Annotated in this window: 19 protein-coding genes; 9 read left to right on the top strand and 10 right to left on the bottom strand. The window is 33.9% G+C overall.

All coding sequences use genetic code 11. The features are described 5' to 3' along the window. Positions 1-148: 148 nt before the first annotated feature. The gene (locus JC605_RS01715; RefSeq protein ID WP_198854594.1) at positions 149-1,015 is read right to left on the bottom strand and encodes a DMT family transporter; all 867 of its coding nucleotides are present in this window, start codon (positions 1,013-1,015) and stop codon (positions 149-151) included. Between the two features lie 102 nt (positions 1,016-1,117). On the opposite strand from JC605_RS01715, the gene JC605_RS01720 reads away from it, so the two are divergent. Beyond that, positions 1,118-1,495, top strand: coding sequence for a heavy-metal-associated domain-containing protein (locus JC605_RS01720; protein ID WP_198854595.1), 378 nt, complete (start codon positions 1,118-1,120; stop codon positions 1,493-1,495). 76 nt (positions 1,496-1,571) lie between these two features. On the opposite strand, the gene JC605_RS01725 is transcribed toward JC605_RS01720, so the two are convergent. The 5 genes from JC605_RS01725 to mutY all read right to left on the bottom strand — a co-directional run bounded on the left by JC605_RS01725 (position 1,572) and on the right by mutY (position 5,538). Then, the gene (locus tag JC605_RS01725) at positions 1,572-1,976 is read right to left on the bottom strand and encodes a helix-turn-helix domain-containing protein (protein WP_198854596.1); all 405 of its coding nucleotides are present in this window, start codon (positions 1,974-1,976) and stop codon (positions 1,572-1,574) included. Positions 1,977-2,133: 157 nt separating this feature from the next. Further along, positions 2,134-2,694, bottom strand: coding sequence for a gliding motility lipoprotein GldD (gene gldD, locus JC605_RS01730; protein ID WP_198854597.1), 561 nt, complete (start codon positions 2,692-2,694; stop codon positions 2,134-2,136). Position 2,695: 1 nt separating this feature from the next. Then, complete coding sequence (locus JC605_RS01735) at positions 2,696-3,991, bottom strand: gliding motility-associated protein GldE (protein ID WP_198854598.1); 1,296 nt, start codon at positions 3,989-3,991, stop codon at positions 2,696-2,698. Between the two features lie 26 nt (positions 3,992-4,017). Then, positions 4,018-4,455, bottom strand: coding sequence for a single-stranded DNA-binding protein (locus JC605_RS01740; protein WP_198855513.1), 438 nt, complete (start codon positions 4,453-4,455; stop codon positions 4,018-4,020). Between the two features lie 36 nt (positions 4,456-4,491). Continuing rightward, the gene (mutY, locus tag JC605_RS01745; protein ID WP_198854599.1) at positions 4,492-5,538 is read right to left on the bottom strand and encodes an A/G-specific adenine glycosylase; all 1,047 of its coding nucleotides are present in this window, start codon (positions 5,536-5,538) and stop codon (positions 4,492-4,494) included. A 140-nt stretch (positions 5,539-5,678) separates the two neighbouring features. On the opposite strand from mutY, the gene JC605_RS01750 reads away from it, so the two are divergent. From JC605_RS01750 to JC605_RS01760, 3 genes are all read left to right on the top strand, one after another. Then, positions 5,679-5,969 (top strand): HU family DNA-binding protein, encoded by a 291-nt coding sequence (locus JC605_RS01750; protein WP_007805026.1) that lies wholly within the window; start codon positions 5,679-5,681, stop codon positions 5,967-5,969. A 384-nt stretch (positions 5,970-6,353) separates the two neighbouring features. After that, a complete protein-coding gene (locus JC605_RS01755; RefSeq protein ID WP_066032867.1) occupies positions 6,354-7,898 on the top strand; it encodes a ribonuclease E/G in 1,545 nt (514 codons plus the stop codon). Between the two features lie 110 nt (positions 7,899-8,008). Further along, a complete protein-coding gene (locus JC605_RS01760) occupies positions 8,009-8,779 on the top strand; it encodes a hypothetical protein (protein ID WP_198854600.1) in 771 nt (256 codons plus the stop codon). Between the two features lies 1 nt (position 8,780). Here the strand turns inward: JC605_RS01760 and pbpC are convergent, their stop codons facing one another. From pbpC to JC605_RS01775, 3 genes are all read right to left on the bottom strand, one after another. After that, positions 8,781-11,156 (bottom strand): penicillin-binding protein 1C, encoded by a 2,376-nt coding sequence (gene pbpC / locus JC605_RS01765; protein WP_198854601.1) that lies wholly within the window; start codon positions 11,154-11,156, stop codon positions 8,781-8,783. Positions 11,157-11,353: 197 nt separating this feature from the next. Further along, the gene (locus tag JC605_RS01770) at positions 11,354-17,041 is read right to left on the bottom strand and encodes an MG2 domain-containing protein (protein ID WP_198854602.1); all 5,688 of its coding nucleotides are present in this window, start codon (positions 17,039-17,041) and stop codon (positions 11,354-11,356) included. A gap of 192 nt (positions 17,042-17,233) precedes the next feature. Continuing rightward, a complete protein-coding gene (locus tag JC605_RS01775; RefSeq protein ID WP_198854603.1) occupies positions 17,234-17,677 on the bottom strand; it encodes a nucleoside deaminase in 444 nt (147 codons plus the stop codon). Positions 17,678-17,737: 60 nt separating this feature from the next. Here JC605_RS01775 and JC605_RS23660 point away from each other — a divergent pair, with 60 nt between their 5' ends. The 5 genes from JC605_RS23660 to JC605_RS01800 are packed head-to-tail and all read left to right on the top strand — an operon-like array spanning position 17,738 to position 23,355. Beyond that, a complete protein-coding gene (locus JC605_RS23660) occupies positions 17,738-19,039 on the top strand; it encodes an energy transducer TonB (protein WP_233074008.1) in 1,302 nt (433 codons plus the stop codon). After that, positions 19,030-19,842: an energy transducer TonB gene (locus JC605_RS01785; protein WP_233074009.1), complete on the top strand. Its 813-nt coding sequence runs from the start codon at positions 19,030-19,032 to the stop codon at positions 19,840-19,842. Before JC605_RS23660 ends, JC605_RS01785 begins: the two co-directional genes overlap by 10 nt. Beyond that, positions 19,842-20,480, top strand: a complete 639-nt coding sequence (locus JC605_RS01790) for an energy transducer TonB (protein ID WP_198854606.1) — start codon at positions 19,842-19,844, stop codon at positions 20,478-20,480. The genes JC605_RS01785 and JC605_RS01790 overlap by 1 nt, the downstream gene beginning before the upstream one ends. 52 nt (positions 20,481-20,532) lie before the next feature. Continuing rightward, on the top strand, positions 20,533-22,320 hold the full coding sequence (locus tag JC605_RS01795; RefSeq protein ID WP_198854607.1) for a 1-deoxy-D-xylulose-5-phosphate synthase: 1,788 nt from the start codon (positions 20,533-20,535) through the stop codon (positions 22,318-22,320). Between the two features lie 33 nt (positions 22,321-22,353). Next, positions 22,354-23,355 carry a DUF3078 domain-containing protein gene (locus tag JC605_RS01800; RefSeq protein WP_198854608.1) on the top strand — a complete coding sequence of 334 codons (1,002 nt, stop codon included), beginning with the start codon at positions 22,354-22,356 and terminating at the stop codon, positions 23,353-23,355. A 69-nt stretch (positions 23,356-23,424) separates the two neighbouring features. Here JC605_RS01800 and JC605_RS01805 read toward each other — a convergent pair whose 3' ends face one another. Next, a complete protein-coding gene (locus JC605_RS01805; protein ID WP_198854609.1) occupies positions 23,425-24,771 on the bottom strand; it encodes a deoxyguanosinetriphosphate triphosphohydrolase in 1,347 nt (448 codons plus the stop codon). Positions 24,772-24,843: the final 72 nt, after the last annotated feature.

Raw genomic sequence — 24,843 nt, forward strand, 5'->3', positions numbered from 1 at the left:
AGATACTAAGTTGCTAAGTGTTTAAGATTTTAAGGCTTTGTCAAAGTTTGAAACTTTGACAAAGCCTTTTTTTTTTATTACCAGGTTGTCAGTTTGAACGAATTAGAAGTCCGCTCATAACTCATAACTCATAACTCATAATTCAAAATCACTTCTTAGCCGATAAATAGACTCCAATCAAAATAATAAACGCTCCTACAGACTGAATTGGTGTCAACATTTCGTTATCTAATAACCCCCAAAAGAAGGCAACTATCGGAATCAAATATGTTACCGATGTTGCAAATATAGGCGACGACATCTGAATTAATTTAAAGAAAAGAATATTGGCGATTCCAGTTCCTAAAACACCTAAAATTGCCACAAAAAGTATAGAATGCTGCGTTTCTGCAAAATGTATTTTCTGGCTAATATCGGTTGTACTTAAAATGATTAATGCCGGTAAAAGCAAAACTGCAAAATTTCCTGTTGTAATACTTACAGAATTTAAATCGTGTAAATATTTTTTAATTAAATTGACATTGATTGCATAACTAAGCGTCGCAATTATAACCAATAGCACATACAAATAATTTTGAGTTCCACTAGAAGAATCTCCGCTTAAAACCAAAAGCAAACAACCAGCGAGCCCTACGAAAACACCTAAAACCTGCCTTTTTTGAAACTGAATCCCAAATGCTATAATTCCTAAAATTAAAGTATTTAAAGGTGTAAGCGAATTCAAAATCGCCACAATAGAGCTATTTACTTGGGTTTCGGCAATAGCAAAAAGATAAGCTGGCATAAAAGTTCCAAACAGTGAAGTTATCGCAACATATTTCCACTGACGACGCGAAATCTTTTTTAAGCTATTAAAACCTACAATCAACAGAAACAGCGCAGCAAAAATAATTCGGAACGAACCGACTTGAATTGCCGTTAACCCAATCAATCCCTTTTTTATCAGAATAAAAGAACTTCCCCAAATAAGAGAGAGAATAGTTAAGTAAACCCACTTTAACTGTTTTGTTTCCATAATTTGTATTTTATTGCAAATTTGTAATTATTTTACGAACTAAGCATTCTCTTTTTATTAATTTTGCAAGAATCTAATTCGCAATTTTTAAATTTATATATAATGAAAATTTCAAAAATCTTAATCGCCGCAACAATCGCTGGTTTAGTATTTGTTGGCTGTAAAAAAGCAGAAGACAAAAGCCTTGAAGTCGTAAATGCAGAAAAAAGTGCTCCAAAAGAACACAAACCAATCGCTGCTGAAAATCTTCAAACTGCAAGTTTCACAATTGACGGAATGACTTGCGCTGTTGGATGCGCTAAAACAATTGAAGAAGAATTAGCAAATCTTGACGGAGTTGAAAAAGCAACTGTTGATTTTGACAAAAAAACGGCAACTGTAAGTTTTGATAAAACAATCCAAAACTCAGAATCTTTAACAAAAGTAGTTCAAGAAACTGGAGACGGAAAAACATATAAGGTTTCGAATTTTAAGTCTTAAATTCTAAATTAATAAACTTAAAAAGGCGTTCAAATTTGAGCGCCTTTTTTAATTCATTTAATATTTTAACTAAAGATTACTTCTCTTTAAATCCTTTCTCTAAATAAGCATTTTTCTCTTTTTCCGATTCTAATAGACGCTCATATAGTTTTCTATTTTCATCTACAAGTTCCATCATTTTATCTAACGGATTGAAAGTGCAATGATTATTGAAAGTTCCTGCACTATGATCAGTAAAAGTATTAAAGTAATTTATCATATTTTCTTCAGAAAAATTCTTAATTGCTTCCACAGTTACGCCAAGGGCTTTTGCCACTTCTTTGAGTTTATCATCATCAATAGTTTCACTGTTTTCCATAGCAGATATTGCTTGTTGATTAGTTCCTAAAGCCTGAGCCAATGCTTCCTGCTTCATATCTTTTAGTTCACGAATACGGCTTATTTTTCGCCCTATATGACTTGGTTTCGTTAATGTGCTCATAATTCAAAGATAATTATTAGAAATAAAAAATAAAGCAATCCGTAAAAAACACCAATCTTTCTGTATGTTACAGATTCAATCTATCAACTCCAAACAAAAGTATAATTTTTCTTACGCTAAAAAAATAAAAAGGATTCAAATTGAATCCTTTTTATTTTTATTTCCATTTCAATGTTTCCATCAAACGCTGCATATCATTCTTAACATAACTCGCTGCAGGCATAATCGAATCAAAGTTTGGTTTTGCATAAAAATATACCGAACCAATTAAAAAGTGTTTTGTACTGTCGGTAACGTAGAACTGAGAATTTGTCGCTGCATTTCCATCAACTTGATAAAACATTCCGTAAACCTTTTTCTCTGGATTTAAATACGGTTGTTCTAAAATATCATCAGCTTTAATAACGTGCTCGTAAGTCAGCTTTTGGGCGTCACGTAGCAATTTATCAATATTGCCATTTACTGGCTTGTACGTCAAATAAATGGTCGCTTTCATCTTTGGATAGGTAATTGCAAAACCACATTCTTTTTCGCCTTTTATAATAGCGTCTTCATTCATCTGAAAAACAAATGGGCAATTGTTTTCAAAATTCACATATTTTGCTTCTGGATAATCCAATCGCAGATAACTCGCAGGTTTTGGCAAAACATCATTTTTACAGCTTATAACCGTTAGAGCAAGCAAAATTGCTGTTATTGAAAGTATTCTATTAAACATTTTAATTTATGGTTACTTTTATTTGTTTTACACGCTTTTTGTCTACTGTTTCTACTGTGAAAATACAGTTTTTAAAAGGTACTTTTTGATCCTTTTTCGGAAAATTACCTAAAATTTCTAGAATAAATCCCGCCAATGTTTCTGCTTCTCCTTTATGAGCTTCAAAAACATCTTCGTCAACATCTACAATTCTATAAAAATCTTTCAGGTTTATTTTTCCTTCAAAAAGAAAATTATTCTCATCTATTTGTGAGAAGTTCAGGTTTTCATCGTCAAACTCATCACTAATATCTCCAACAATCTCTTCAATAACGTCTTCTAACGAAACCAATCCAGATGTTCCTCCATATTCATCAACCACAATTGCCAAATGGCTTTTTAGGCTCTGAAAATCCTTTAAAAGGTTGTCCAATTTTTTATTCTCAGGAACAAAAAAAGCTTCTCTGATTAAAGAAGTCCAGTCAAACTCTTCTTTATCAATATGAGGTAATAAATCTTTCACAAAAAGCACTCCTTCAATCTGATCAATATTATCACGATAAATAGGAATTCTCGAAAAACCAGTTTCAATTATTTTGGGATAAATCTCTGAGAAAGTTTCTGATATTTCCAATGCAAAAATATCTATTCTCGGACTCATTACTTGCTTTGTATCTGTATTTCCAAAAGAAACAATTCCTTCTAAAATCTTTTGTTCTTCTGTCGAAGTTCCTTCAGAATCTGTTAATTCTAAAGCCTGAGAAAGCTGATTAATAGAAAAATTATTCTTTTGCTTGCCTAATTTATTCTGTAAATATATTGTAAAAGCACGCATTGGCAAACTTACTGGAGAAAGCACTTTATCTAAAAATGCCAGCGGATAAGCAACGCCTTTAGCAAAACGAATGCTGTTTCTACTTGCGTAAACTTTAGGAAGAACTTCACCAAACAATAAAATTAAAAAAGTTACCAAGATAACTTCTAGAGTAAATTTAAAAGCTGGCGAACTTACATTGGCAAAAATATTCTGCCCCATGTAAGCAAATAAAATGACTACGCCAATGTTGAAAAAATTATTAGCAACCAACAAAGTCGCTAAAAGCTTTTTAGGCTTGTCTAATAAGTTCGAAATAATTTTACCTTTTGCAGGATTATCGTTTAAAGAATCATCGATATCTTGCTGTGATAAAGAAAAAAGGGCTACTTCGGCACCAGAAACGATTGCCGAAAGAAATAATAAAATAAAAATTCCGACGAAACCAATAATTAAATTAGCGTCAAGATTTGTAGAAAAAAGTAAACTGGGCTCTGGGTCCAAATTGTATAAAATTAGTTAAACATCACTTAAAAGGGCAGATCATTAATCGGGAGCCCTTCAGGAGCGTCAAAGTTAGTGTTTTTTGGCGACTCTGTATCTTGATTTTGTTTTGTATACGCAGTTTCTTTTTTGGTTGTCAGGAAAGTAAACTCAGTAACCTGAATTTCTGTAGTATATTTAGTGGTTCCATCTTCTGTTTGCCATTGACGAGATTTTATTCTTCCCTCAACATAAATCTTATCTCCTTTAGAAAGATATTTTTCGCAAATCTCTGCGGCTTTATTACGCACAACCAAATTATGCCATTCTGTAGAAGTAATCTTTTCATTGGTCGTTTTATTGATATACACCTCATTGGTAGCCAATTGAAAACGTCCGATGCAGTTTCCTCCATCAAAATAATGCATCTTTACATCATCGCCTAAATGGCCAATAAGCATCACTTTATTTAATGTTCCGTTCATAGTTTTTGGTGGTATTTCTCCCAAAGATACATTTTTTTAGCAATTTATTTCTTGCTTTTCTATAAAATTATATATCACAATAGGAAAAGGAAAAGTTTTTAATTTTTGAGAATCTATTCCGTTTTCGATTTTATCTTGCACTCTAATTTTCCAGAATTGTATGTGCAGATGCTGATGCGAAAGTTTATGAATTACGGTCGATTCACTGTAATCTTCCATACTTATAATAGTATAATCTGAAAAAAATTCGTTCTTGGCTTTTTTAGAAACCAAATCAAAATCGGCAATAGCTTCTGTTTCCAACAACGGAAACTCATATAAATTATGCCAGATTCCTTTTGCAGTTCTTTTTTGAATTAATGTATTTCCTAAGACATCTTCTAATATCAAATAATTAAAGTAACGATTGGTCACTTTTACTTTTTTCGATTTCACGGGAAGCTTGTTAACTTTTCCTTTTTGCAATGCAGCGCAACTTTCATTAAAAACGCAAACAGAACAATCAGGACTTTTAGGAACACATTGCAGCGCGCCAAACTCCATTATGGCCTGATTAAAAATTGCAGGATTATCTTTTGGCATTAATTCTTGTGCTAAAGCAGCAAACTCTTTTTTAGTTGCCGGCAGCGCAATATCAGATTCTATATCAAAATAGCGAGATAATACTCTAAATACGTTTCCATCTACAACAGGAACAGATTCATTATACGAAAAAGAAGCTATTGCGGCAGCTGTATATTCGCCAACACCTTTAAGTTTTAAAAGTTCTTTATAAGAATCAGGAAAAACTCCATTTAGATCATTACTTATATATTGAGCCGTTTTATGAAGATTTCGAGCACGAGAATAATATCCTAAGCCTTGCCAAAGTTTCAAAATCTTCTCTTCTGGCGCATCTGCCAAATCTTTTACAGTAGGAAATTCCTTGGTAAATGAGAAAAAGTAAGGCATTCCTTGCGCAACTCGCGTTTGCTGAAGCATAATTTCTGAGAGCCAAATTTGGTACGGATCGACCGTTTTTCGCCACGGTAAATCACGCTTGTTCTGTAAATACCATTTTATCAATATGTTATAAAAATCCATTGCAAAATACTTAGATTGCAAAAGTAAATGTTTATGTAATTAAAATTTAACGAATTAGCTTGATTAATTATTTTTTTAATTCCTATATTTGCAAACTCAAAAAAATAGTACACCATTTATAAAATAAAATAGGAAAGAAAATGACGAAAGCAGATATCGTAGCGAAGATTTCAGAGAAACTAGGTCTTGAAAAAGGAGACGTTCAAGCAACAGTAGAAACTTTTATGGAAGAAGTGAAGACTTCTTTAGAAACTGGAGACAATGTATACCTTAGAGGTTTCGGTAGTTTTATCGTTAAAACTAGAGCTGAAAAAACTGGAAGAAACATTTCTAAAAACACTACTATTAAAATTCCAGCACACAACATTCCTGCGTTTAAACCTGCAAAAGTTTTTGTAGAAGGGGTTAAAACAAACAACGAAGCAAAATAATATTAATTAACATAAAATCTGACACAATATGCCAAGTGGTAAAAAAAGAAAGAGACATAAGGTAGCGACTCACAAACGTAAAAAAAGAGCGAGAGCTAACCGCCACAAAAAGAAAAAGTAGTTTTAAACTACTTTTTTCTTTTTAAACGTTCATTGAAATTGGAGTTCTATAGTCTCAGTCACAGATTACAGTTTGCAGCTTTAAACTGCTTACCGGAACTAAAAACTGACAAAATAACTCCTTCGGGTTAATACCTGTTAAAATATTGTTTAATCCATCTGTAGATAAGATTTTAGATTTTAGACCTAAGATTTTAGATTTTTATAATCTATACTCTTCTCTCTTTTTTCTATTTTCTGAAAAAACAGATAAAAATTTACAGTGTGAATAAAGAATTAATCATTAGATCTAGTTCTGATGCCGTAGATTTTGCCTTATTAAAAGATGGAAAACTAATTGAATTGCACAAAGAAGAAGAGAAAAGCAACTTTCAGGTTGGCGATATTTTTATTGCTAAAATCAGAAAACCAGTTGCTGGACTTAATGCTGCTTTTGTAAATGTGGGCTTCGAAAAAGATGCCTTTTTACATTATCATGATTTAGGTCCAAACTTAGCTTCCCAACTGAAATTCATAAAACTTGTAAGCGCAGGTAAATTAAAAGATTTCTCCCTAAAAACCTTTCAGTTTGAAAAAGAGATTGACAAAGATGGCATCATTACTGATATTTTAAGTGCCAATCAATCTGTTTTAGTTCAAGTAGTTAAAGAACCTATATCGACCAAGGGTCCAAGAATAAGTGCTGAGCTTTCTCTTGCCGGAAGATTTATCGTTCTAGTTCCTTTTTCTGATCGTGTTTCTATTTCTCAAAAAATAGAAGACAAAAAAGAAAAGGATCGTCTAAAAAAACTTGTTCTATCTATCAAACCTAAAGGATTTGGTGTTATTGTTCGTACAGTAGCAGAAGGCAAAAACGTAGCCGAATTAGAAAAAGATTTGCAGAACCTGCTTGGCAGATGGTCTGCAATGTGTAAAAAATTACCAACTGCTCATCATCCATCAAAAGTATTAGGAGAGCTAAATAGAGCTTCTTCAATATTAAGAGATGTATTCAATGATACCTTTAGTGGTATCCAAATAGATGATGAAGAGTTGTACCATCAAACGAAGGAATATCTGCAAGAAATTGCTCCTTCAAAACAATCGATTGTCAAGTTTTATCAATCAAATGACACTCCGATTTTTGAGAAATACAATATAGAGAGACAAATCAAAACTTCATTTGGCCGAACTGTTTCCATGAGTAAAGGTGCTTATCTTATCATAGAACATACCGAAGCCCTTCATGTCATTGACGTAAACAGCGGAAACCGTTCTAATAAAGCGACCAACCAAGAAGACACAGCCATGGAAGTAAATATGATTGCCGCTGCTGAAATCGCAAGACAACTACGTCTGCGTGATATGGGCGGAATTATCGTAGTTGATTTTATCGATATGTCTAATCCAGAAAACAGGAAAGTTTTGTTCGACTTCTTGCGAGAAGAAATGAGCGACGATAAAGCAAAACATAAAATATTACCGCCTAGTAAATTTGGTTTGGTCCAGATTACAAGACAGCGCGTAAGACCAGAAGTGAATATCAAAACCAGAGAGGAAGATCCTAACAAACATAATGGTGAAATTGAAGCTCCAATTTTAATCATTGATAAGATCACCGCTGATTTAGAAAGACTTTTAAAAACCCACAATAAAGTTGTGCTTAATACACACCCGTTTGTGGCTGCATACCTCAGCAAAGGTTTTCCATCATTACGTTCAAAATGGTTTTTTGAACATAAGAAATGGGTGAAAATCATACCTCGTGACGCTTACACGTATTTAGAGTATCATTTCTACGACAAAAAAGGAAATGTTATTACAGAATAAAAAACAAAGAACCGCCTTTCGTGAGATTGGCGGTTTTTTTGTTTTAAATCGTATTATTTTTAATATTATTCTTACATTTACAAATTAAAATCTTTCTTTTAATTTGCAAAATGCTTACCTATTCTTTTTTTATACGTTTTAAGACAGTTAGTCTTATTCTCATTCTTTCATTTTTAAACCTTTCAAGAATATCTGCTCAGAATGATACCATTTTCGTTGATCAAAATTGGAAAATAACGACGAAAGATAAGTCCGTTTATTACCGAATCAAACAGCAGAATAGGCCTATCGGAGCCTGCTGGCTTCAAAGAGGAGTTAAACAGACGTATCCTCTCAACTATTATTACATCGGCACAAATAATCTTCAATTCGAAGGTTTTTCGACGGATGAAAATGGAACCTATTTAACAGGAAATGCAAAATGGTATAATCAAAATGGAACGCTGACAGACTCTGCTTTTCTTTCACTTAAAAAGACTTTAGACTTTCCTTTAATTTTTGATTTAAATTATTCAACAGCAAATAAAAGCTTGTTTAGTGCCGGAGTTGAATTGTGCTTAAATAAAGATAGTTACAATAAATTCTTTTTAGGAGCAGGATACGGAATTACAAACAGTTACAACGGAAATTATTTTGGTCTTCCTGATTTTCATTTATCCTACAATACTCAATATTTATTGTTTTTAAAAGGAGGTGCGTCTACTAAACATGCATATATTGTTTCAGGCTTGACATTATTTAATATGATGGATTTAGGATTCGGCTATTCAAAACCATTTTCAGACAACAAAATACCAGAAATAAAAGGGTTCACTATCAATACAACATTTAGACTTACTACTAAACCAAAAAAGATTTATACACAAATGAAAATGATGTAACTTATTCTCTTACAATTTCGATTTTTCTTCTAATTTCATTTCCTGAAGCATCTACAACCGTAATATAATGCGTTCCTGTTGTTGGAGTTATAGGCAGTTCATGAAAGGTTTTAGTTGTAGCCTTATATACATCATCAACATACCAAAACAATACTTTATCCCTTTCAGAATACGCTACTTTTAAAATTACAGGCTGTATATTGCTGTTAAAATCCTTTGTTAAATAGATTTTACTATTTGCTTTCGGATAAATAAAATCCATCGTTGTGGTTTGTGTTCCTTCACAACCTTCTTTAAAAGGAGGCAACGGCAAATATTCTATATGCTGGCTTTTGTAATACCATGCCATAACAGGAGGCAGAACAAACCAGTTTTTAGTCACAATATTTTCAATGCTTTCGCAACTGCTGTTTACTTGAAATTGTTCTGTTTTATCTAAATGAACGGTTTTATGATAGGGACATACTTTGGTTGATTTCCCTTTTTTAGGAACCCATTGTTTGATTTTCGGACAATTGTCTTTTGCTAAATAGCCGCTTAAACGGCAAACCTCAACTTCGGATAAATCTTTATACGGTGTATCAAACCATCTTTGTCTTGGCAGTAAATTAAAAACATCAAATAAAATTGGCGCGGCACTGGTAACTCCTGTTAGAGTTGGCCTCCCCTCGCCCGTTGCGTTTCCTACCCAAATTCCAACTACATATCTTGAATTGGTTCCAATTGCCCATGCATCTCTATTTCCAAAACTTGTTCCTGTTTTCCATGCAATTTTAAGCGAACTGTCATAAAACTTCCAGGCTTCATCTCCTTCAGGTCTGTTGACTTCCTCCATTGCGTTGTATGTTAGCCAAATTGATCCAGCGCCTAGAATATTCTTTTGATCTGTTTCTGAGCCAAAATCGGGCTTAAAATCGTTTTTATAATTTAACTCTGTGAACTCATTCGTCCTATATTTTGCCTGATGTTTTGCAAAGTAATTTAATGTAGAAGAAAGATTAGCGTATGTCCTGCATAAATCCCATAAATTACTTTCGGCTCCTCCCAAAATTAGGGACAAACCGTAATGATCAGGCGTTTTATTTATGTTTTTTAATTTGAATTTTTGAAGCTCTTCATAAAACTTGTTTACAGTAAATTCCTGAAGCATCAAAACTGCGGGAATATTGAGTGAACGAGACAATGCACGATGTGCCGGAACAGCTCCGTCAAATGTCAAATTAAAATTTTGAGGTGTATACCCTGAAATTTGCGTTGGAATATCGGCTACTAAAGTATTCGGCAATAACTCGCCGTCATCTAACATCGCTCCATACAAAAATGGCTTTAAAATACTTCCTGTACTTCTTGGTGCATCAATAATATCGACATCTTTTTGATGATCCGCATCTGCTGGAGAATTCCCAACATAACTCATTACATTTCTACTCTGAACATCTATTACCAAAATAGCTAGATTATGAACTTCATTCTGCTTATACTGATTGTAATAATATCTAGCAATTTGATTGACACGATTTTGTAAAGCATAATCAATTGTAGTTTTTACTCTTGTTCCTTCTTCATTTTTCGCCACTCTCTGCAACAAATGTGGTGCTATTTGAGGCAGATCGTATGGCTTTTGAGGAAGAGGTTCTTCTATAGATAGCTCGTACGTCTGTTTGTCTATTATTCCTTCCTGATGCAGTTTTAATAAAAGACGGTTTCTTTTATTCAACAATTTAATTTGATTTTTTCCAGGATAAATTAAACTTGGCGCATTCGGTAAAACTGCCAAAACTGCATTTTCTGCCCAAGATAATTGATTGGACTGAACGCCAAAATAACGCCACGAAGCCATTTCTAATCCCACAACATTTCCCCCAAATGGTGCATGTGCTGCATACATTTCTAGAATTTCATTTTTAGAATAGCCTAATTCTAGTCTTGTCGCGAGAATAATTTCTATTATTTTTTCAAAATAGGTTCTGTTTTTTCCTTTTCGGGATAATCGAATGACTTGCTGAGTCAGCGTACTCCCGCCTCTAACTACTTTTCCTTCTTTTCTGTTTTGTTTAAAAGCATTTATCATCGCTCCGGGATTAAAACCTGGATGGTTATAAAAGTATTCGTCTTCAAAATAAACAATGCATTTCTTGAATTTATCAGGAACGCTATCTTGTGCCGGAAAACGCCATTGCCCGTCACGTGCAATTTTCGCTCCTAGAAGTTCTCCTTCTTTGCTTTCTATTACTGTCGAGTAAGGTTCCTTGAATAACATTCGGGGTATCGAAAAATAGTAAATCAGCAAGAGCAAAAATGCAATTGCTGATTTTATTTTATTTTTTTTAATCCAGTTTATGATGCGTTGTAAAAACGCTTTAATTTTATTTTTCAATGCTTGTTTTTTTAACCGCAAAGGCGCAAAGTTCGCAAAGTTTTTCTCTCACAGATTTAGCAGATCTTATTTTTATCTGCTTGATCTTCAAAATCTGCGGGAGACCTTTTATCACAAAGATTTTTTACCCACAGATTACACAGATTAACATAGATTTAAAATCCTTTTAATTCGTATAATCTGTGGCTAAAAAAACTTTATTTCACCACCTCAACCCAGAATCCTTTTGTTCTCGCTAAGAATGTATTATCATACATTGCTTCACATTGCAATCCAGGCAAATAATAGTTTCCTAAATACGATGCGTTTAGCAGAATTCGGAAAACTTTAGTTTCTCTGGCTTTCATTCCGAAATAGAAATTTGTTCTATCGTCTCGAATATCAATATAATCTGCTATATTGTTTACTGCGTCTCCGTAATCTGTGAAACGAGTATTTACAATTTCGAATCCTGAAGGCAGAATTTGTGATAATGCCACGTTTTGAACACTTTCTCCTCTTTGATTTTTAATTGTAACCTCGGCAACAAATTCAGTTCCCTGATTAATTCTTGAAACATTGATTACACTTCCTTTTCTATTTTTGAAAACTATAGAAGCCGTAACGTCACTTTGAACCGCATTTTCTTGTCCGATTGGCAATATTCCTGTGTTTAATACACGAACATATACCGTATTAGCTTTATTGTTTTTTAATGTAATACTGTTTGTACCAGAAGCAGCAGACAAACTACGATCTGCAACCGATTTACCTGTATTTATTGTCTCACCTTTTCCGTTTTTACTGAATTGGATATTGATTCCTTTTGGGCCATTACTTACTGCAAATTTTGACATTGCATACAAACAATAAGCCGTTGTCTGGGTACTCATCCATTGATTAGCCGACATTTCTTTAGCCAATTTCGTTGCTGTTACAAACGCCTTTTGTTTTTGATCTAATAAAAGCATCGTTTCTAATGCCATTGCTCTATTTCTTTCGCTCGAACCATAATAGTAATAACTGTAGCTATCTGAACTTCCATCAATGCTGGTTTTCAAGAATAAACTTTGTCCCGCCGATTTTTGACCTGCTAAAACATAAGCCGCTGCCAAACGAAGCATACTTTCATTCGAAATACCTTTTGTTTCTCTCAATCTGTTCATTGCTGATAAATCGGCATTTCCAGCTAAAGCTAAAGTATACAAACGATACGCCTGAGCTAAATCATTTCCATATTTTGGTTCAAATCGCCATTGTTTCGCTTCTTTCTGCTGATAACCTAACCATTTTGATTTGAAATTAATTGGCAATACATACCCTTTTTTCTCTGCTTCGATCAAGAAATGTCCAGCGTATGAAGTTCCCCAATCGTCTGCAATTGCATTTCCTTGCCAGTAAGGCATTCCTCCATTTGATAACTGGAAATTACCCAATCTTGCAATTCCAGCTGCAATGTTTTTCTGAATCAGATCTTTTCGTTTTGCATCAATATCTGCTACATCGCCTAAATACAATTGCGGGAAAACAGATGAAGTTGTCTGTTCTACACAACCATGTGGGTACTGAATTAAGAATTGCAATCTTCCATTCAAATTCATTGACGGCATTGACGAAACTTCTAATCTTGCTTTATTACTTCCAGCAATTCCAAATGTTTTCCATGAAATTGTTTTAGTGCTATTTGGCGTTAAAACAACATCTGTGAAAGTACTTGTAACTGGATTCGGATTTGTCATATCAATTTCAACATCATAAACCGATTTCTCGCTGCCAGATGTTGCAATTACCTGAACTTTTGCAATTCCAGTAGCAGATCCGACAACCAAATTAAAGTAAGCCATTTTTTCATCTGGCTGTGCAAAATTCAAGCTTTGAACCGCACTTCCCATTACTTTTAATCCATTGCTTGTTTTTACCTGAATTGAAACATTTTTGATCTTGTTTTCAGTTGCAAAAACCGTTACAGGCAACGTTACTTTTTCAGAAGGTGAAATTTTTCTTGGCAACGAAGCCAACACCATCAACGGACTCTTAACTTGTGTTGCTTTTTCTACACTTCCGTAAGCGCTTGTTTTTGCATCGCCTGCCACAACCATTGTTCTAACAGAACCAATGTATTTAGGTAGTTTTAATTGATGTGATTTTGTTTCTCCTTTTTCTAATTTGAATGGTCCGTAATACAATACAACAGGTTTAAAACGGTTAGCTTTTTTAGCTTTTCCTCCACCTAAATCCTGATCTCCACCAATACTGAAAATCTGGCTTATTTTTCCGCCATAAGCGCCAATTACATCATCGTAAATGTCCCAAGTTTTTACACCTAAAGCTTCACGAACATAGAAACTATCCCATGCATTTGGTGTTTTAAAGCGAGTTAAATCCAAAAGCCCTTCATCTACAACTGCGATTGTATATGTCATTTCTTTGCCTGATTTCTCACCTACTTTTACTGTAAATGGCTGTTCTGGCCTTAAAACATCTGGCATATTAATCGTTGGCGCCAAAATAGTGTTTTTATCTACAACTTCAACAGGAACAATCCCATACATACGAATTGGCGAATCGTTTTTGGTTGAAGCGTGTGGCTGCAATAATGTAATATTAAAATATACGTTTGGTGCCATTGCTCCTGTAATTGGAACCTCAACTTTAGTTTCTCCTTTTTTAGTCTCAGCCCAAATAGTCTGCACTACTCTTGATCCGTTTTCTATTGAAATTAAAGCGCGTCCACCTTCACTTGAAGGGAAAGATATTTGTGCTTTTTCTCCAACTTCATAATTTTTCTTATCGGTAGAAAAAACTAACATATTAGCAGTTGAAGCGTCTCTATTACGTGTTTTTCCAGACCAGATTGGCCAGTCAATATTTACTGTCAATGAGGCCGCATGACCATCTTGCTGATCGGCAACACGAATTAAATAACGTCCCCATTCTTCGTCTGTCAAGGCAAATTGAAAACTTCCTTTTCCGCTTGAATCGGTATTGATTACAAAAGTTTTGTACGAAGTAGTTGCATTCGACGAGTTATAATTTGATAAATTATCGCTTGAAGAATCCCACCACCATCTCCAGTCTACTTTGTAAACTCGTACTTCGAGATTATGAACTGATTTTGGCCTTCCGTTTTCATCAACCGTTACTACGTCAAAACGATTGTTTGTTCTCGTTTCGAGCATGCTGTACTTGTTCAGTTCAGGAGTTTTAAGTCCAACGTAGGTTTTGTACGGAGAATAAGTCGTTGACATTACATCTGTACTAAAATCTCCTCCTTCTTCATACACTTTTGTAATAAATGAAGCGCGAAGCATTCCTGGCGCCTGACCCTGTAATCTTGGCTGAATGTTTACCGATGCTTTTCCGTTTTCGTTTAATTTTCCAGAGAAGACATTGATTTCTTCTGTGCTGAATTGACGAGCTAAATCATCAAAAGTATATTTTTCATAACCTTTAAACGTTGTGCTTTGCTGAGAGAATTTAGCCTGCATTTCTACATTCAAATTCTTAGCAATTGCACCGTGAAGCCATGTTACTTCAAGATTATCAGTATTTGGATACGAAGCCGAAAGTGTTTTTCTGCTAAAGGTATTTTTGATTTTTAAACGATTTGGTTTAATCGTTTCAATCTTAATGCTCTTATAGAATTTTGCGCCTCCAACGCTTACCATTGCTTCCCAGTTTCCTGTTGGCGCATCTTGATTCGTTGGAACTATAAAAGCGTAATGGTTTAGATCATTTGTTTTTTGAACGGTTTGATAAACTGTTTTACCATTCGGATCGTTTAATCTGAATTTGATTGGATGAGATTTCGGAAGTTTATTCGCAGCATCATTCAAAATAAATGACAGATATAGATTATCTCCCGGACGCCAAACGCCTCTTTCTCCGTAAATAAATCCTTTTAAGCCTTTTTGTAAAGTCTCTCCGGCAACATCAAAATTACTTACTGATAACGAAAGTCCGTCGTCCAGCTTCACGTAAGTCGACTGATCGCCTAAAGTTACAATTGCGAAATAGGCAAATTTATCCAATTGGAAAGATGCAATTCCTTCGCTGCTTGTTGCTTCTGTTGCAATTTTTTGTTGTTGGAAGTTGTATAAATCTACTCTTGCGTTTGAAACTGGCTCAGTTGTAACGATATTATTTACAGCAAACAAGTACGATTTATTTTCGCCTCTTTTTGCAATAACTCCTAAATCTGAAGCTAAAATATTAGTTGCAATTCTGGCATTATAATAGTAAGAACCTGTACAAGGATCCTGACTTTCTCTCCAATCGTAATCGTCATAATAATAGTAATCGTCGTAAGAGTTTCCGCTGTAGTTTACATCATTTTCATCCACTTCTTCCTCCTCAGCTTCATCGTCATTTCCTTCTGAAGTTTCACATTTGTAAAGCGAGTATTTCTTTTTATAAACAAATTCAACTCTGTAAATTGCTCCCGGTTCTGGTTTAATGATTTTAGACAAATCTAAAGCATACGTATTCCATTTAGAGAGATTTACGAGCGTACTTTCTTTTAAATTCAGTGTTGTTTTGGCAATTGGCTGGGCGACTTTCTTTAGATTTTGTCCGCCGTTTAATTCATTGTATTGAAGAAATTGCAGAATGTTATTTTTGTAGATTTTGTACACTTTAACATCTACAGCACTCAGATTTACAGCTTCAAAATTTAATTTTAAATTATTTGAACTTGGCAGAATCGTTCCGTTTTTAATAAAACGAACATTGGGTTTTATCTGATCAAAAGAAATTTTCTCCGAATAATTGTTTTCCAGTTTTTTGCCATATTGGCTTTCTATTCCTTGAAAAACTTCCAATAATAATTCGCCCGTAACAACTTGTTCTGGTTCTTCGTCTGGCACATATTCAACAGCATCTTCTACAACTGCGGCGGCAGAATCAACTGCCACTGCAGCAGAATCGACTACAACTGCTGCGGAATCTACAGCTACTGCAACTGGTTCTTCTGCAACTACTGTTACAGTCTTTTCTTTTTTAGGTGCATTTTGATTCGTAAAATATACTTTTAGTAAATTTCCTTGTGTAGAAAATTTCAAATTATTGGTATTCTGAATCGAAACCAATCCAGCAAAATCCTGACCTTTTTCTAAAGGCTCGGAGAAATTAATTAAAACCTGCTGATTGTTTCCATCTGGAATTTCAACCTTTATAACTTTAAATTCGTTGATGCTCGTAATCGGAAAATCGATTTGTCCTTTCTGATCGATGTCAAAATCATTTCCGTCATATATAATTTCTAAATTCGAAGCTTCTGACTGGCGCTGAATACTATCTATTATAAAATGAAATTCTTTTCCTGAAGACACATTTTTATCGAACTTAATCTTAAGATCGCTTCCGTTATGTTTAGCTTTAACCAGCTTAATGGCGGTTTCCAAATCAATATTATCTGCAGTCTTTAACGTACAGTTTAAATATTGATATTCTTTGCTGTACGACTGCACATCGCCCGTATTAATGGTAAAATCCTGTTTAACAGTTTTAACTGTAAAGTTGAATTTAGAAAGTTCTTTTTCTTTCTCTTTAGGAATGGCTGTCAGCTTATCTAAGTTTAAAGTAACTTGATATTCTGTTCCCATTTTAAGTTTTTTCTCTGGAATAAAAGCTAAAGTATTTGTTGAAAGTGCAATAACTTTTCCGTGAACACTTGGCGAAATATCAAACAAATCGTCGTCTAATTCCTGATTAGGTTTCCAATCGTTTTTATCGAAAGCCAAAACCACGCGAATATCAGAATCTGCAGAAACGATACCGCCAGTAAAACTAGTAATGTAGTCTTTGAATAATGAAAAATCGGAATTGAAATCGGCCGCTGATTTGCGCCCGCAGGATTGAAAAATAAAAAACACAAAAAATACGAGAAATAATCCTTTTGCCTTCACTTTTATCTAGAGTTAATGGTTAACAAATTGAGAATTTAATGCGCTATACCGTTAAAAATTACAACAGCAAAACACGAATTAAATCACGATAAAAGTAACGTATTTTTCGGGTTAATTAAGAAGAAAATTCTCTAATAATGATTATTTAACTTTTGTTGAAGTTTATAAACTATCCTACAAGGTATCTAAAGCTTATTTACGTCTTTCAAGAAAAAAACGTTTCATCAAATCTGCTGCTTCATTTGCCATTACACCAGAAACAACAGTAGTTTTAGGATGCAGTTTTGTTCCCATATTTAAAAATCCGCGTTGTTCATCGCGTGCACCAAAAACAATCTTTGAAATCTGACTCCAATACAAAGCACCCGCGCACATTTGACAAGGCTCTAGTGTAACATAAAGCGTACAATCTTTTAAATATTTTCCGCCAAGAAAATTAGCTGCCGCGGTGATGGACTGCATCTCAGCGTGTGCCGTTACATCATTCAGCAATTCGGTCAAATTATGACTTCTTGCAATTACTTTATCAGCCACAACAATTATAGCTCCAACAGGAATCTCGCCTTTTTCGTAAGCGATTTCGGCTTCCTGCAAAGCTTTTTTCATAAAATACTCGTCGGTGAAAGGATTTATCATACTTGCAAAAGTAAAACTTTACTCATTATTTTTACTACATTTAAATTTTGAAATTTGAATATGGAAAGAAAACATAAAATCAGTATACCTGAACCATGCTCTGAAGACTGGAACAAAATGATGCCAAATGAAAATGGCCGTTTCTGCATGAGCTGTTCTAAAACCGTTGTTGATTTTACGTCGATGCTTCCTGAAGAGATTCAGCATTATTTCATTCAAAACCAAAACCAAAAAATTTGCGGCAGATTTAGAAAGTCACAATTGGAGACTATTACTATTCAAATTCCGGATCGTGTTTTATATTCGCAAACCCATTATCATAAAATGTTTTTATTGGCATTATTTGTCGCGATGGGAACCACTTTATTCAGTTGTGCCGATACCGAAGGCAATAAAATGAAAATTGATAAAATAGAAGTGGTAACAGACAATGAACCAAAAAATCCTGATCAACCAAACAATGAAGACCGTTTGGTTGAAAAAACACCTCCTGCACCTCATTTATATGCCAACATAGAGCCTATAAAGGCCGTTCCTGAAGGATCTATTGCCTATATCGAACCTCATTACGAAACCATTACTGGCACTCCTGCTATTGAAAATTTTGAAGTATTACCTGCATATCCTGGGGGGCTAGAGAGATTTAGCACATACATTCAAAATGAATTTAAAATTCCTAAAAAAGCCAGACGAATTACAGGAGAAATTGAGGTTTCTTTTGTTGTAAATAAAGCTGGAACTTTAGAGCAATTTAAAGTTTTTGACAATATTGGTTATGAAACTGGAGAAGAAATGATTCGAGTTTTAAAAAGTTCAAAGGTAAAATGGATGCCAAGAATAATTAATGGAAAACCTACTCTTGATACTATCAGAATGAATATTGTTGTTCAAAAAGACAGTTTAAATATTGAGAGAAAAAACAGAAAGCTTTCAAAAATAGTCGCAATTAATTTTGTCAAAAAAAATGATAAACTGTCATATAATGAAAATCAGCCTTTATGTGAAAAAAAAGTACCACAAGATCTCGCATTAGAAGATGATTCTGTGTTTTATATGGGAGCTGCAATCGAAACAAAAGCAGACTATCCAAGTGGTATTAACGCTTTCTATGAGTTCTTTGCCCAAGAATTTAAAATGCCTGAAGAAGTAGAAAATGCAAAAGATCGCATTATTGTTTCATTTGTAGTAGAAAAAGATGGTTCGTTGGCTGCATTTCAATTTCCAAAAGATATTAATCCTAAATTAGAATCAGAAATAACACGTGTTTTAAATCTGTCACCTAAATGGATTCCTGGTGAACAAAATGGAAAAAGAACAAGAGAAAAAATTAGTTTCCCAATAGTGCTCGAAAAATGGAAATAGTACACAAAATCGAAATACCAAAGCCATGCAATGAAAACTGGGATCAAATGACTCCAACTGAAAATGGGCGTTTCTGTGTAAGCTGTTCTAAAACGGTTATGGATTTCACTTCTATGCTTCCAGAAGAAATTCAGCATTATTTCATTCAAAACCAAAACCAAAAAATTTGCGGAAGGTTTAAACAATCACAGTTAGATCACATTACGATTCAAATTCCTAATCGCGTTTTATATTCGCAGACAAACTACCATAAAATATTTCTTCTCGCTTTGTTTATTGCAATGGGAACCACTTTGTTTAGCTGTGCAGATAAAGAAGGCAACAAGAAAAAAATTGATCAAATTGAAATTGTTGACAATCCAACACAAAATCAAGATGAAGATGTTTCCTCCTGCTATGGGCATCAGATTGAATCTAAAAAAGAAAAAACAAAAATACCAAGAGAAAGAGTCACAATGGGAATGGTAGTTCCTTCTAAACCTATTGAATATTATCGTTTTAAGTATAGCATTATATATAATTCAGTTGATTTGGATATTTTACCTGCTCCAAAAGGCGGAATGAAAAAATTCTATTCTTACTTTGCAAAAAATTACACTGCTTCAAAAAAAGGAGAAATGTCAATCTTATTTGTAGTAGAAAGAGATGGCACTTTAACTAATTTTCAAGTAACCAAAAACGAATCTTCAGAAAATGAAGCAAAAGTTATTAAAGTTTTAGAATCTGGTCCAAAATGGATTCCTGGAAAAACAAACAATGGGGATGTGCGATCAACTTTCATTTTGCCAATTACATTTAAATAATGAAAATTAAACATAAAATAACTATTCATATAAATTGCAAATCATTTTTGCCAACGTTGTATGTAGTTATTGTTCTAGTTCTTTTCGGTTGTCAAAACAAAGAAAACAAACAGCCGAAAGCTAAAAACATTGATATTAACAAAGACACTTTGACTACAAAGCCAGATGTTTTAGATACAACTGCAATCAGTACAAAAAAATCAGATCAAGCACCGTCAGATATATCAAAAATTGAGCAGCTTAAAATAAGGAAAACTACAACAATAGCATCTAGAGAAGTTGAAGAGAACAAATCTTCAAAATCTGATAAAACAAAAAAAGATGACGCTTCGATAGTTGCAAAAACAGTTTCAAATTCTAATGCAGAATTTCCAGGTGGCATTGAACAATTTCATAACTTTTTCATGAAAGAATATAAAAAACCTGAAGAAGTTGAATATTGGAAGTTGAATTTTACGCTTTCATTTGCTGTAGAAAAAAATGGTTCTGTATCATTTCTTGAATGCGCTCCTGCAGTTGAAGAACCTCTGGAAAAAGAAATTATCAGGGTTTTAAGCTTATGCCCTAAATGGCTGCCAGGCGAATCGAACGGAAAAAAAGTGAGAATGCAATATTCTGTGCCCATTTTATTGAAATAAGACTCTAAGAGAAAATTAAATTTAAAACCGTAAATTTGCTTTTTACCTTACAATGAAAAGCGATTTACTTTCCGACATATATAATCCCGCTGATTTACGTCTTTTAAAAGAAGAACAGCTCGCCCAAGTTGCCCAAGAACTTCGTCAGTTTATTATTGATATAGTTTCTGTAAAAGAAGGGCATTTGGGAGCAAGTTTAGGCGTTGTAGAACTTACAATAGCGCTTCACTATGTTTTTAATACTCCAAACGATTTATTGGTTTGGGATGTTGGACATCAAGCTTATGGGCATAAAATATTAACTGAAAGAAGAGAAAATTTTGATACCAATAGGCAAATTGGAGGTATTTCTGGTTTTCCAAAAAGGAGCGAAAGCGTTTATGACACTTTTGGTGTCGGACATTCTTCAACTTCGATTTCTGCAGCACTCGGAATGGCGATTGCTTCTAAATTAAAAGGCGATTTTGATAAGGAACATATTGCAGTTATTGGTGATGCATCAATTGCAAGCGGAATGGCGTTTGAAGGTCTTAATCACGCTGGAGTTACAGATGCTAATATTCTCGTTATCCTTAATGACAACGCAATTGGAATTGACCCAAGTGTTGGTGCTTTAAAAAAATACCTTACTTCGGTTAAAAACGGAAAAAATCCGCGCCAGAACAATATCATTAAATCTTTGAATTTTGATTATTCTGGTCCAATTGATGGTCATGATCTTCCAAAATTAATTAAAGAATTAAATCGTCTCAAAAAGATCAAAGGCCCAAAATTCCTTCATATTGTAACTACAAAAGGAAAAGGATTGCAGCAAGCTGAAGAAAATCAGGTAAAATATCACGCTCCTGGAAAATTTGACGCTTCGACGGGAGAAATTCATTTAAAATCAGAAGAAAATCTTCCTCCAAAATATCAGGATGTTTTTGGCTTGACCATTTTAGATTTAGCCAAAAAGAATGAAAAAATAATCGGAATCACACCTGCAATGCCATCTGGAAGTTCATTAAAATTTATGATGGACGAATTTCCAGAACGTGCTTTTGATGTTGGAATTGCAGAACAGCATGCCGTAACGCTTGCTGCAGGAATGGCGACTCAAGGAATGATTGTTTACTGCAATATTTATTCGACATTTTTACAGCGTGCCTACGATCAAGTTATTCATGATGTTGCTTTACAAAATCTGCCTGTCATATTTTGCCTTGATCGTGCAGGCTTGGTAGGCGAAGATGGTGCAACGCATCATGGCGTTTTTGACATTGCATATCTACGCTCGATTCCGAATATGATTATTTATGCTCCATTAAACGAAATTGAACTTCAAAACATCTTGTACACAGTTCAATTAGGAATAGATCATCCAATCGCAATTCGATATCCAAGAGGTCGCGGAGTTCTTCCAAATTGGGAAGTAGAAAATTTCGGACATTACGAAAAAATAAATTGGGGCGAAGCAAAATGCTTAAAAGATGGTACGAAAGTTGCTGTACTGTCGGCCGGAACAATTGGAAATAATGTTATAGAAGCTCTTAAAGAATCGACCCATTCTGATGAGATTGCCCACTATAATTTTAGTTTTATCAAACCATTAGACATCAACACATTAAATACTATTTTCAAAACTTTCCAACACATTATTACAGTCGAAGATGGCGTAAAAAATGGTGGTTTCGGAAGTGCAGTTTTAGAGTTTGCAGCATCACATAATTTTAAAAATTCTATAGAAATTTTGGGTGTTCCAGACGAATTTATTGAACATGGAACAGTAAACCAACTGCAACAATTGTGTAAAATTGACGTTAAAAGTTTAATAAATCTTTTTTCTAACGGTTCAAAATAATTATTTTGCGACACCAAAACAAAAATTACCACAATGAAATTATTGCGTTCTACCCTTTTGCTGTTATTGCTTTTGTGTACTTCTAATAACTTTGCCCAGATTATACAAACAACATTAAGTCCAAATCAGGTTCCTAAACCGCCTTCTAACTGGACCCAAAAAAATCAGCTTGGTTTTGACATTTCCGAAATTGCTTTTGTAAACTGGAGTGCCGGGGGAACAAGTTCTATTTCAGGTTTGTTTAAAGGAGAATTTGGAAGAACTTATGCAAAGAAAAATCATAAATGGGTTAACGAACTTATTGTAAAATATGGCTTAAACAAGCAAGATGGGACTGAATTAAGAAAAACAGACGACGCTATTCAGTTCAACTCGACTTATGGGTTTAGAAAAGATACTGCATCAAATTGGTATTACTCTTCAAAATTAAATTTCAATACACAATTTACAAACGGTTACAATTATCCAAATACAGACGTTGCAATCTCTAAACCTTTTGCACCAGCTTATATCTTTCTGGGAGCTGGAGCCGAGAATTCTAATAAGCAAAAAAATAGAGTTTTCTATTTCTCTCCAATAACATTAAAAACCACTTTGGTATTAGATCAAGATTTAGCTAATCAAGGTGCGTTTGGGGTTAAGAAAGCAACTTATATTACTGATCCTTTAGATCCAAATTCTCAGATTTTGATTGATGAAGGCCAGAAAGTAAAAGCCGAATTTGGTATTCTTTTTACAGCTTATATGAAAAACGAAATTTATAAAAACGTTTTTTACGAAAACAGGCTAAGTTTATATACTGATTATTTGAACAAATTTGGAAATGTCGACATCGATTATGACACGCGTTTAGACCTTGTTGTTAATGCTTATGTGAAAGCAAATATTGGATTTCACTTAATTTATGATGACGACATTAAAACCAAAAAAGATGTTGTTGATCCAGCAACAGGAGCAACTACTCAGGTAAATAACGGACCGAGAATGCAGTTAAGACAAGTTCTTGGTGTAGGTCTTGTTTATGCTTTTCAATAATAGAGAGAAAGATTTATAATTATAAAAAAAAGCTTCTTTTAGAATATTTCTGAAAGAAGCTTTTTTTATTTAACGCTTTTTTTGTCCCTGAATCATTTCATACAACTCAAGCGCATTTCCGTCGGTCAGTAATGAAACATAATGGCAAATATGCAATAGACGTTCGTATAAATTGGTTTTCTCTAAATGATGTTTTTCTGGCAACATTTTCAAAATCAACTTATCGTAGTTTGAAGCAGTTCCTTCAAACTTGTTATTAAATGCTGTTATGAATTTATCCAACAGTGTTTGAATAATCTGATAACCCACAATTTCTTTTTCGATCACTTCGCGGCTCTGATAGATTTTCTCAATACTTAATTTGATAATATCATCCATTTGCGCTTTATATCTGCTTTTCTCTGTTAAAGCATATGGAAAGTTTCCTGCAAGAATCGCTTCTTCATTTTCAACAAAAACATTTACAGCATCGTTAATTAAAGTTCCAATCGCTAAAGCTCTTAAATAGCTAATACGATCTTCTTTTGTCGTTAATGATTTGTATTTAGAAACTCCAATATTGTCTTTTACAAGGTTAATCAAATATTCTAGAGCAAAATCTTCAGAAACCAAACCTAAATTGATTCCGTCTTCAAAATCAATAATTGTATAGCAAATATCATCAGCAGCTTCAACCAAATACGCCAAAGGATGTCTTTCAAAACCAATATCATCGCCAGATTTATTGGCAATCATTCCCATATCTTTAGCTACTTCTTCAAAGAATAATTTATCGGTCTGAAAAAAACCGTATTTCTTATCTGAGATGTTATTAGTTGGCTTTTTTGGAAGACTTTCTTTTGGATATTTCATAAAAGCTCCCAGAGTAGCATACGAAATACGAAGTCCGCCTTCAATTCCTGGACGACTTGCCGTTAGAACTGAAAATCCATTTGCATTTCCTTCAAAATCAATTAAATCCTGCCATTGTTTATCTGTAAGCTGATTTCTGTATTTCTGGCCATTTCCTATAGAAAAATACTCGCCAATTGCTTTTTCGCCAGAATGTCCAAAAGGCGGATTCCCGATATCATGCGCCAATGAAGCCGCAGCCACAATTGCTCCAAAATCATTCATATGATAACCGTGAACTTCTTTCAAGTAAGGATATTTTTCAATAATCTTTTTTCCGACCAAACGGCCAAGCGAACGCCCTACAACAGAAACCTCCAAACTATGCGTTAAACGCGTATGAACGAAATCTGTTTTAGAAAGTGGAATAACTTGTGTTTTATCTTGTAAACTTCTAAAAGCAGCAGAAAATATAATGCGATCATAATCTACTTCAAATCCTAAACGCGTATCATCTTGTTCTACACGTAATCTTTTGCTTGTATCGCCCTGACGTTTTAATGATAAAAGTTGTTCCCAGTTCATTTGATTTTAGATTGTAGATTAAAGATTTTAGATTGATGATCTAAATCTTGATTTTAGACTTCAAAAATACAT

This window comes from Flavobacterium sp. IB48, from assembly GCF_016405855.1.
Classification (GTDB): Bacteria; Bacteroidota; Bacteroidia; order Flavobacteriales; family Flavobacteriaceae; genus Flavobacterium; species Flavobacterium ginsengisoli.

Bases quoted from the DNA above. Each gene is read 5' to 3' on its own strand.
- JC605_RS01805 (WP_198854609.1), bottom strand. From the start codon at position 24,771: ATGAACTGGGAACAACTTTTATCATTAAAACGTCAGGGCGATACAAGC.
- JC605_RS01790 (WP_198854606.1), top strand. From the start codon at position 19,842: ATGAAAATTAAACATAAAATAACTATTCATATAAATTGCAAATCATTT.
- JC605_RS01785 (WP_233074009.1), top strand. From the start codon at position 19,030: ATGGAAATAGTACACAAAATCGAAATACCAAAGCCATGCAATGAAAAC.
- JC605_RS01750 (WP_007805026.1), top strand. From the start codon at position 5,679: ATGACGAAAGCAGATATCGTAGCGAAGATTTCAGAGAAACTAGGTCTT.
- JC605_RS23660 (WP_233074008.1), top strand. From the start codon at position 17,738: ATGGAAAGAAAACATAAAATCAGTATACCTGAACCATGCTCTGAAGAC.
- JC605_RS01725 (WP_198854596.1), bottom strand. From the start codon at position 1,976: ATGAGCACATTAACGAAACCAAGTCATATAGGGCGAAAAATAAGCCGT.
- JC605_RS01800 (WP_198854608.1), top strand. From the start codon at position 22,354: ATGAAATTATTGCGTTCTACCCTTTTGCTGTTATTGCTTTTGTGTACT.
- JC605_RS01715 (WP_198854594.1), bottom strand. From the start codon at position 1,015: ATGGAAACAAAACAGTTAAAGTGGGTTTACTTAACTATTCTCTCTCTT.
- gldD (WP_198854597.1), bottom strand. From the start codon at position 2,694: ATGTTTAATAGAATACTTTCAATAACAGCAATTTTGCTTGCTCTAACG.
- JC605_RS01720 (WP_198854595.1), top strand. From the start codon at position 1,118: ATGAAAATTTCAAAAATCTTAATCGCCGCAACAATCGCTGGTTTAGTA.
- JC605_RS01775 (WP_198854603.1), bottom strand. From the start codon at position 17,677: ATGATAAATCCTTTCACCGACGAGTATTTTATGAAAAAAGCTTTGCAG.
- JC605_RS01795 (WP_198854607.1), top strand. From the start codon at position 20,533: ATGAAAAGCGATTTACTTTCCGACATATATAATCCCGCTGATTTACGT.
- mutY (WP_198854599.1), bottom strand. From the start codon at position 5,538: ATGGATTTTTATAACATATTGATAAAATGGTATTTACAGAACAAGCGT.
- JC605_RS01760 (WP_198854600.1), top strand. From the start codon at position 8,009: ATGCTTACCTATTCTTTTTTTATACGTTTTAAGACAGTTAGTCTTATT.
- JC605_RS01740 (WP_198855513.1), bottom strand. From the start codon at position 4,455: ATGAACGGAACATTAAATAAAGTGATGCTTATTGGCCATTTAGGCGAT.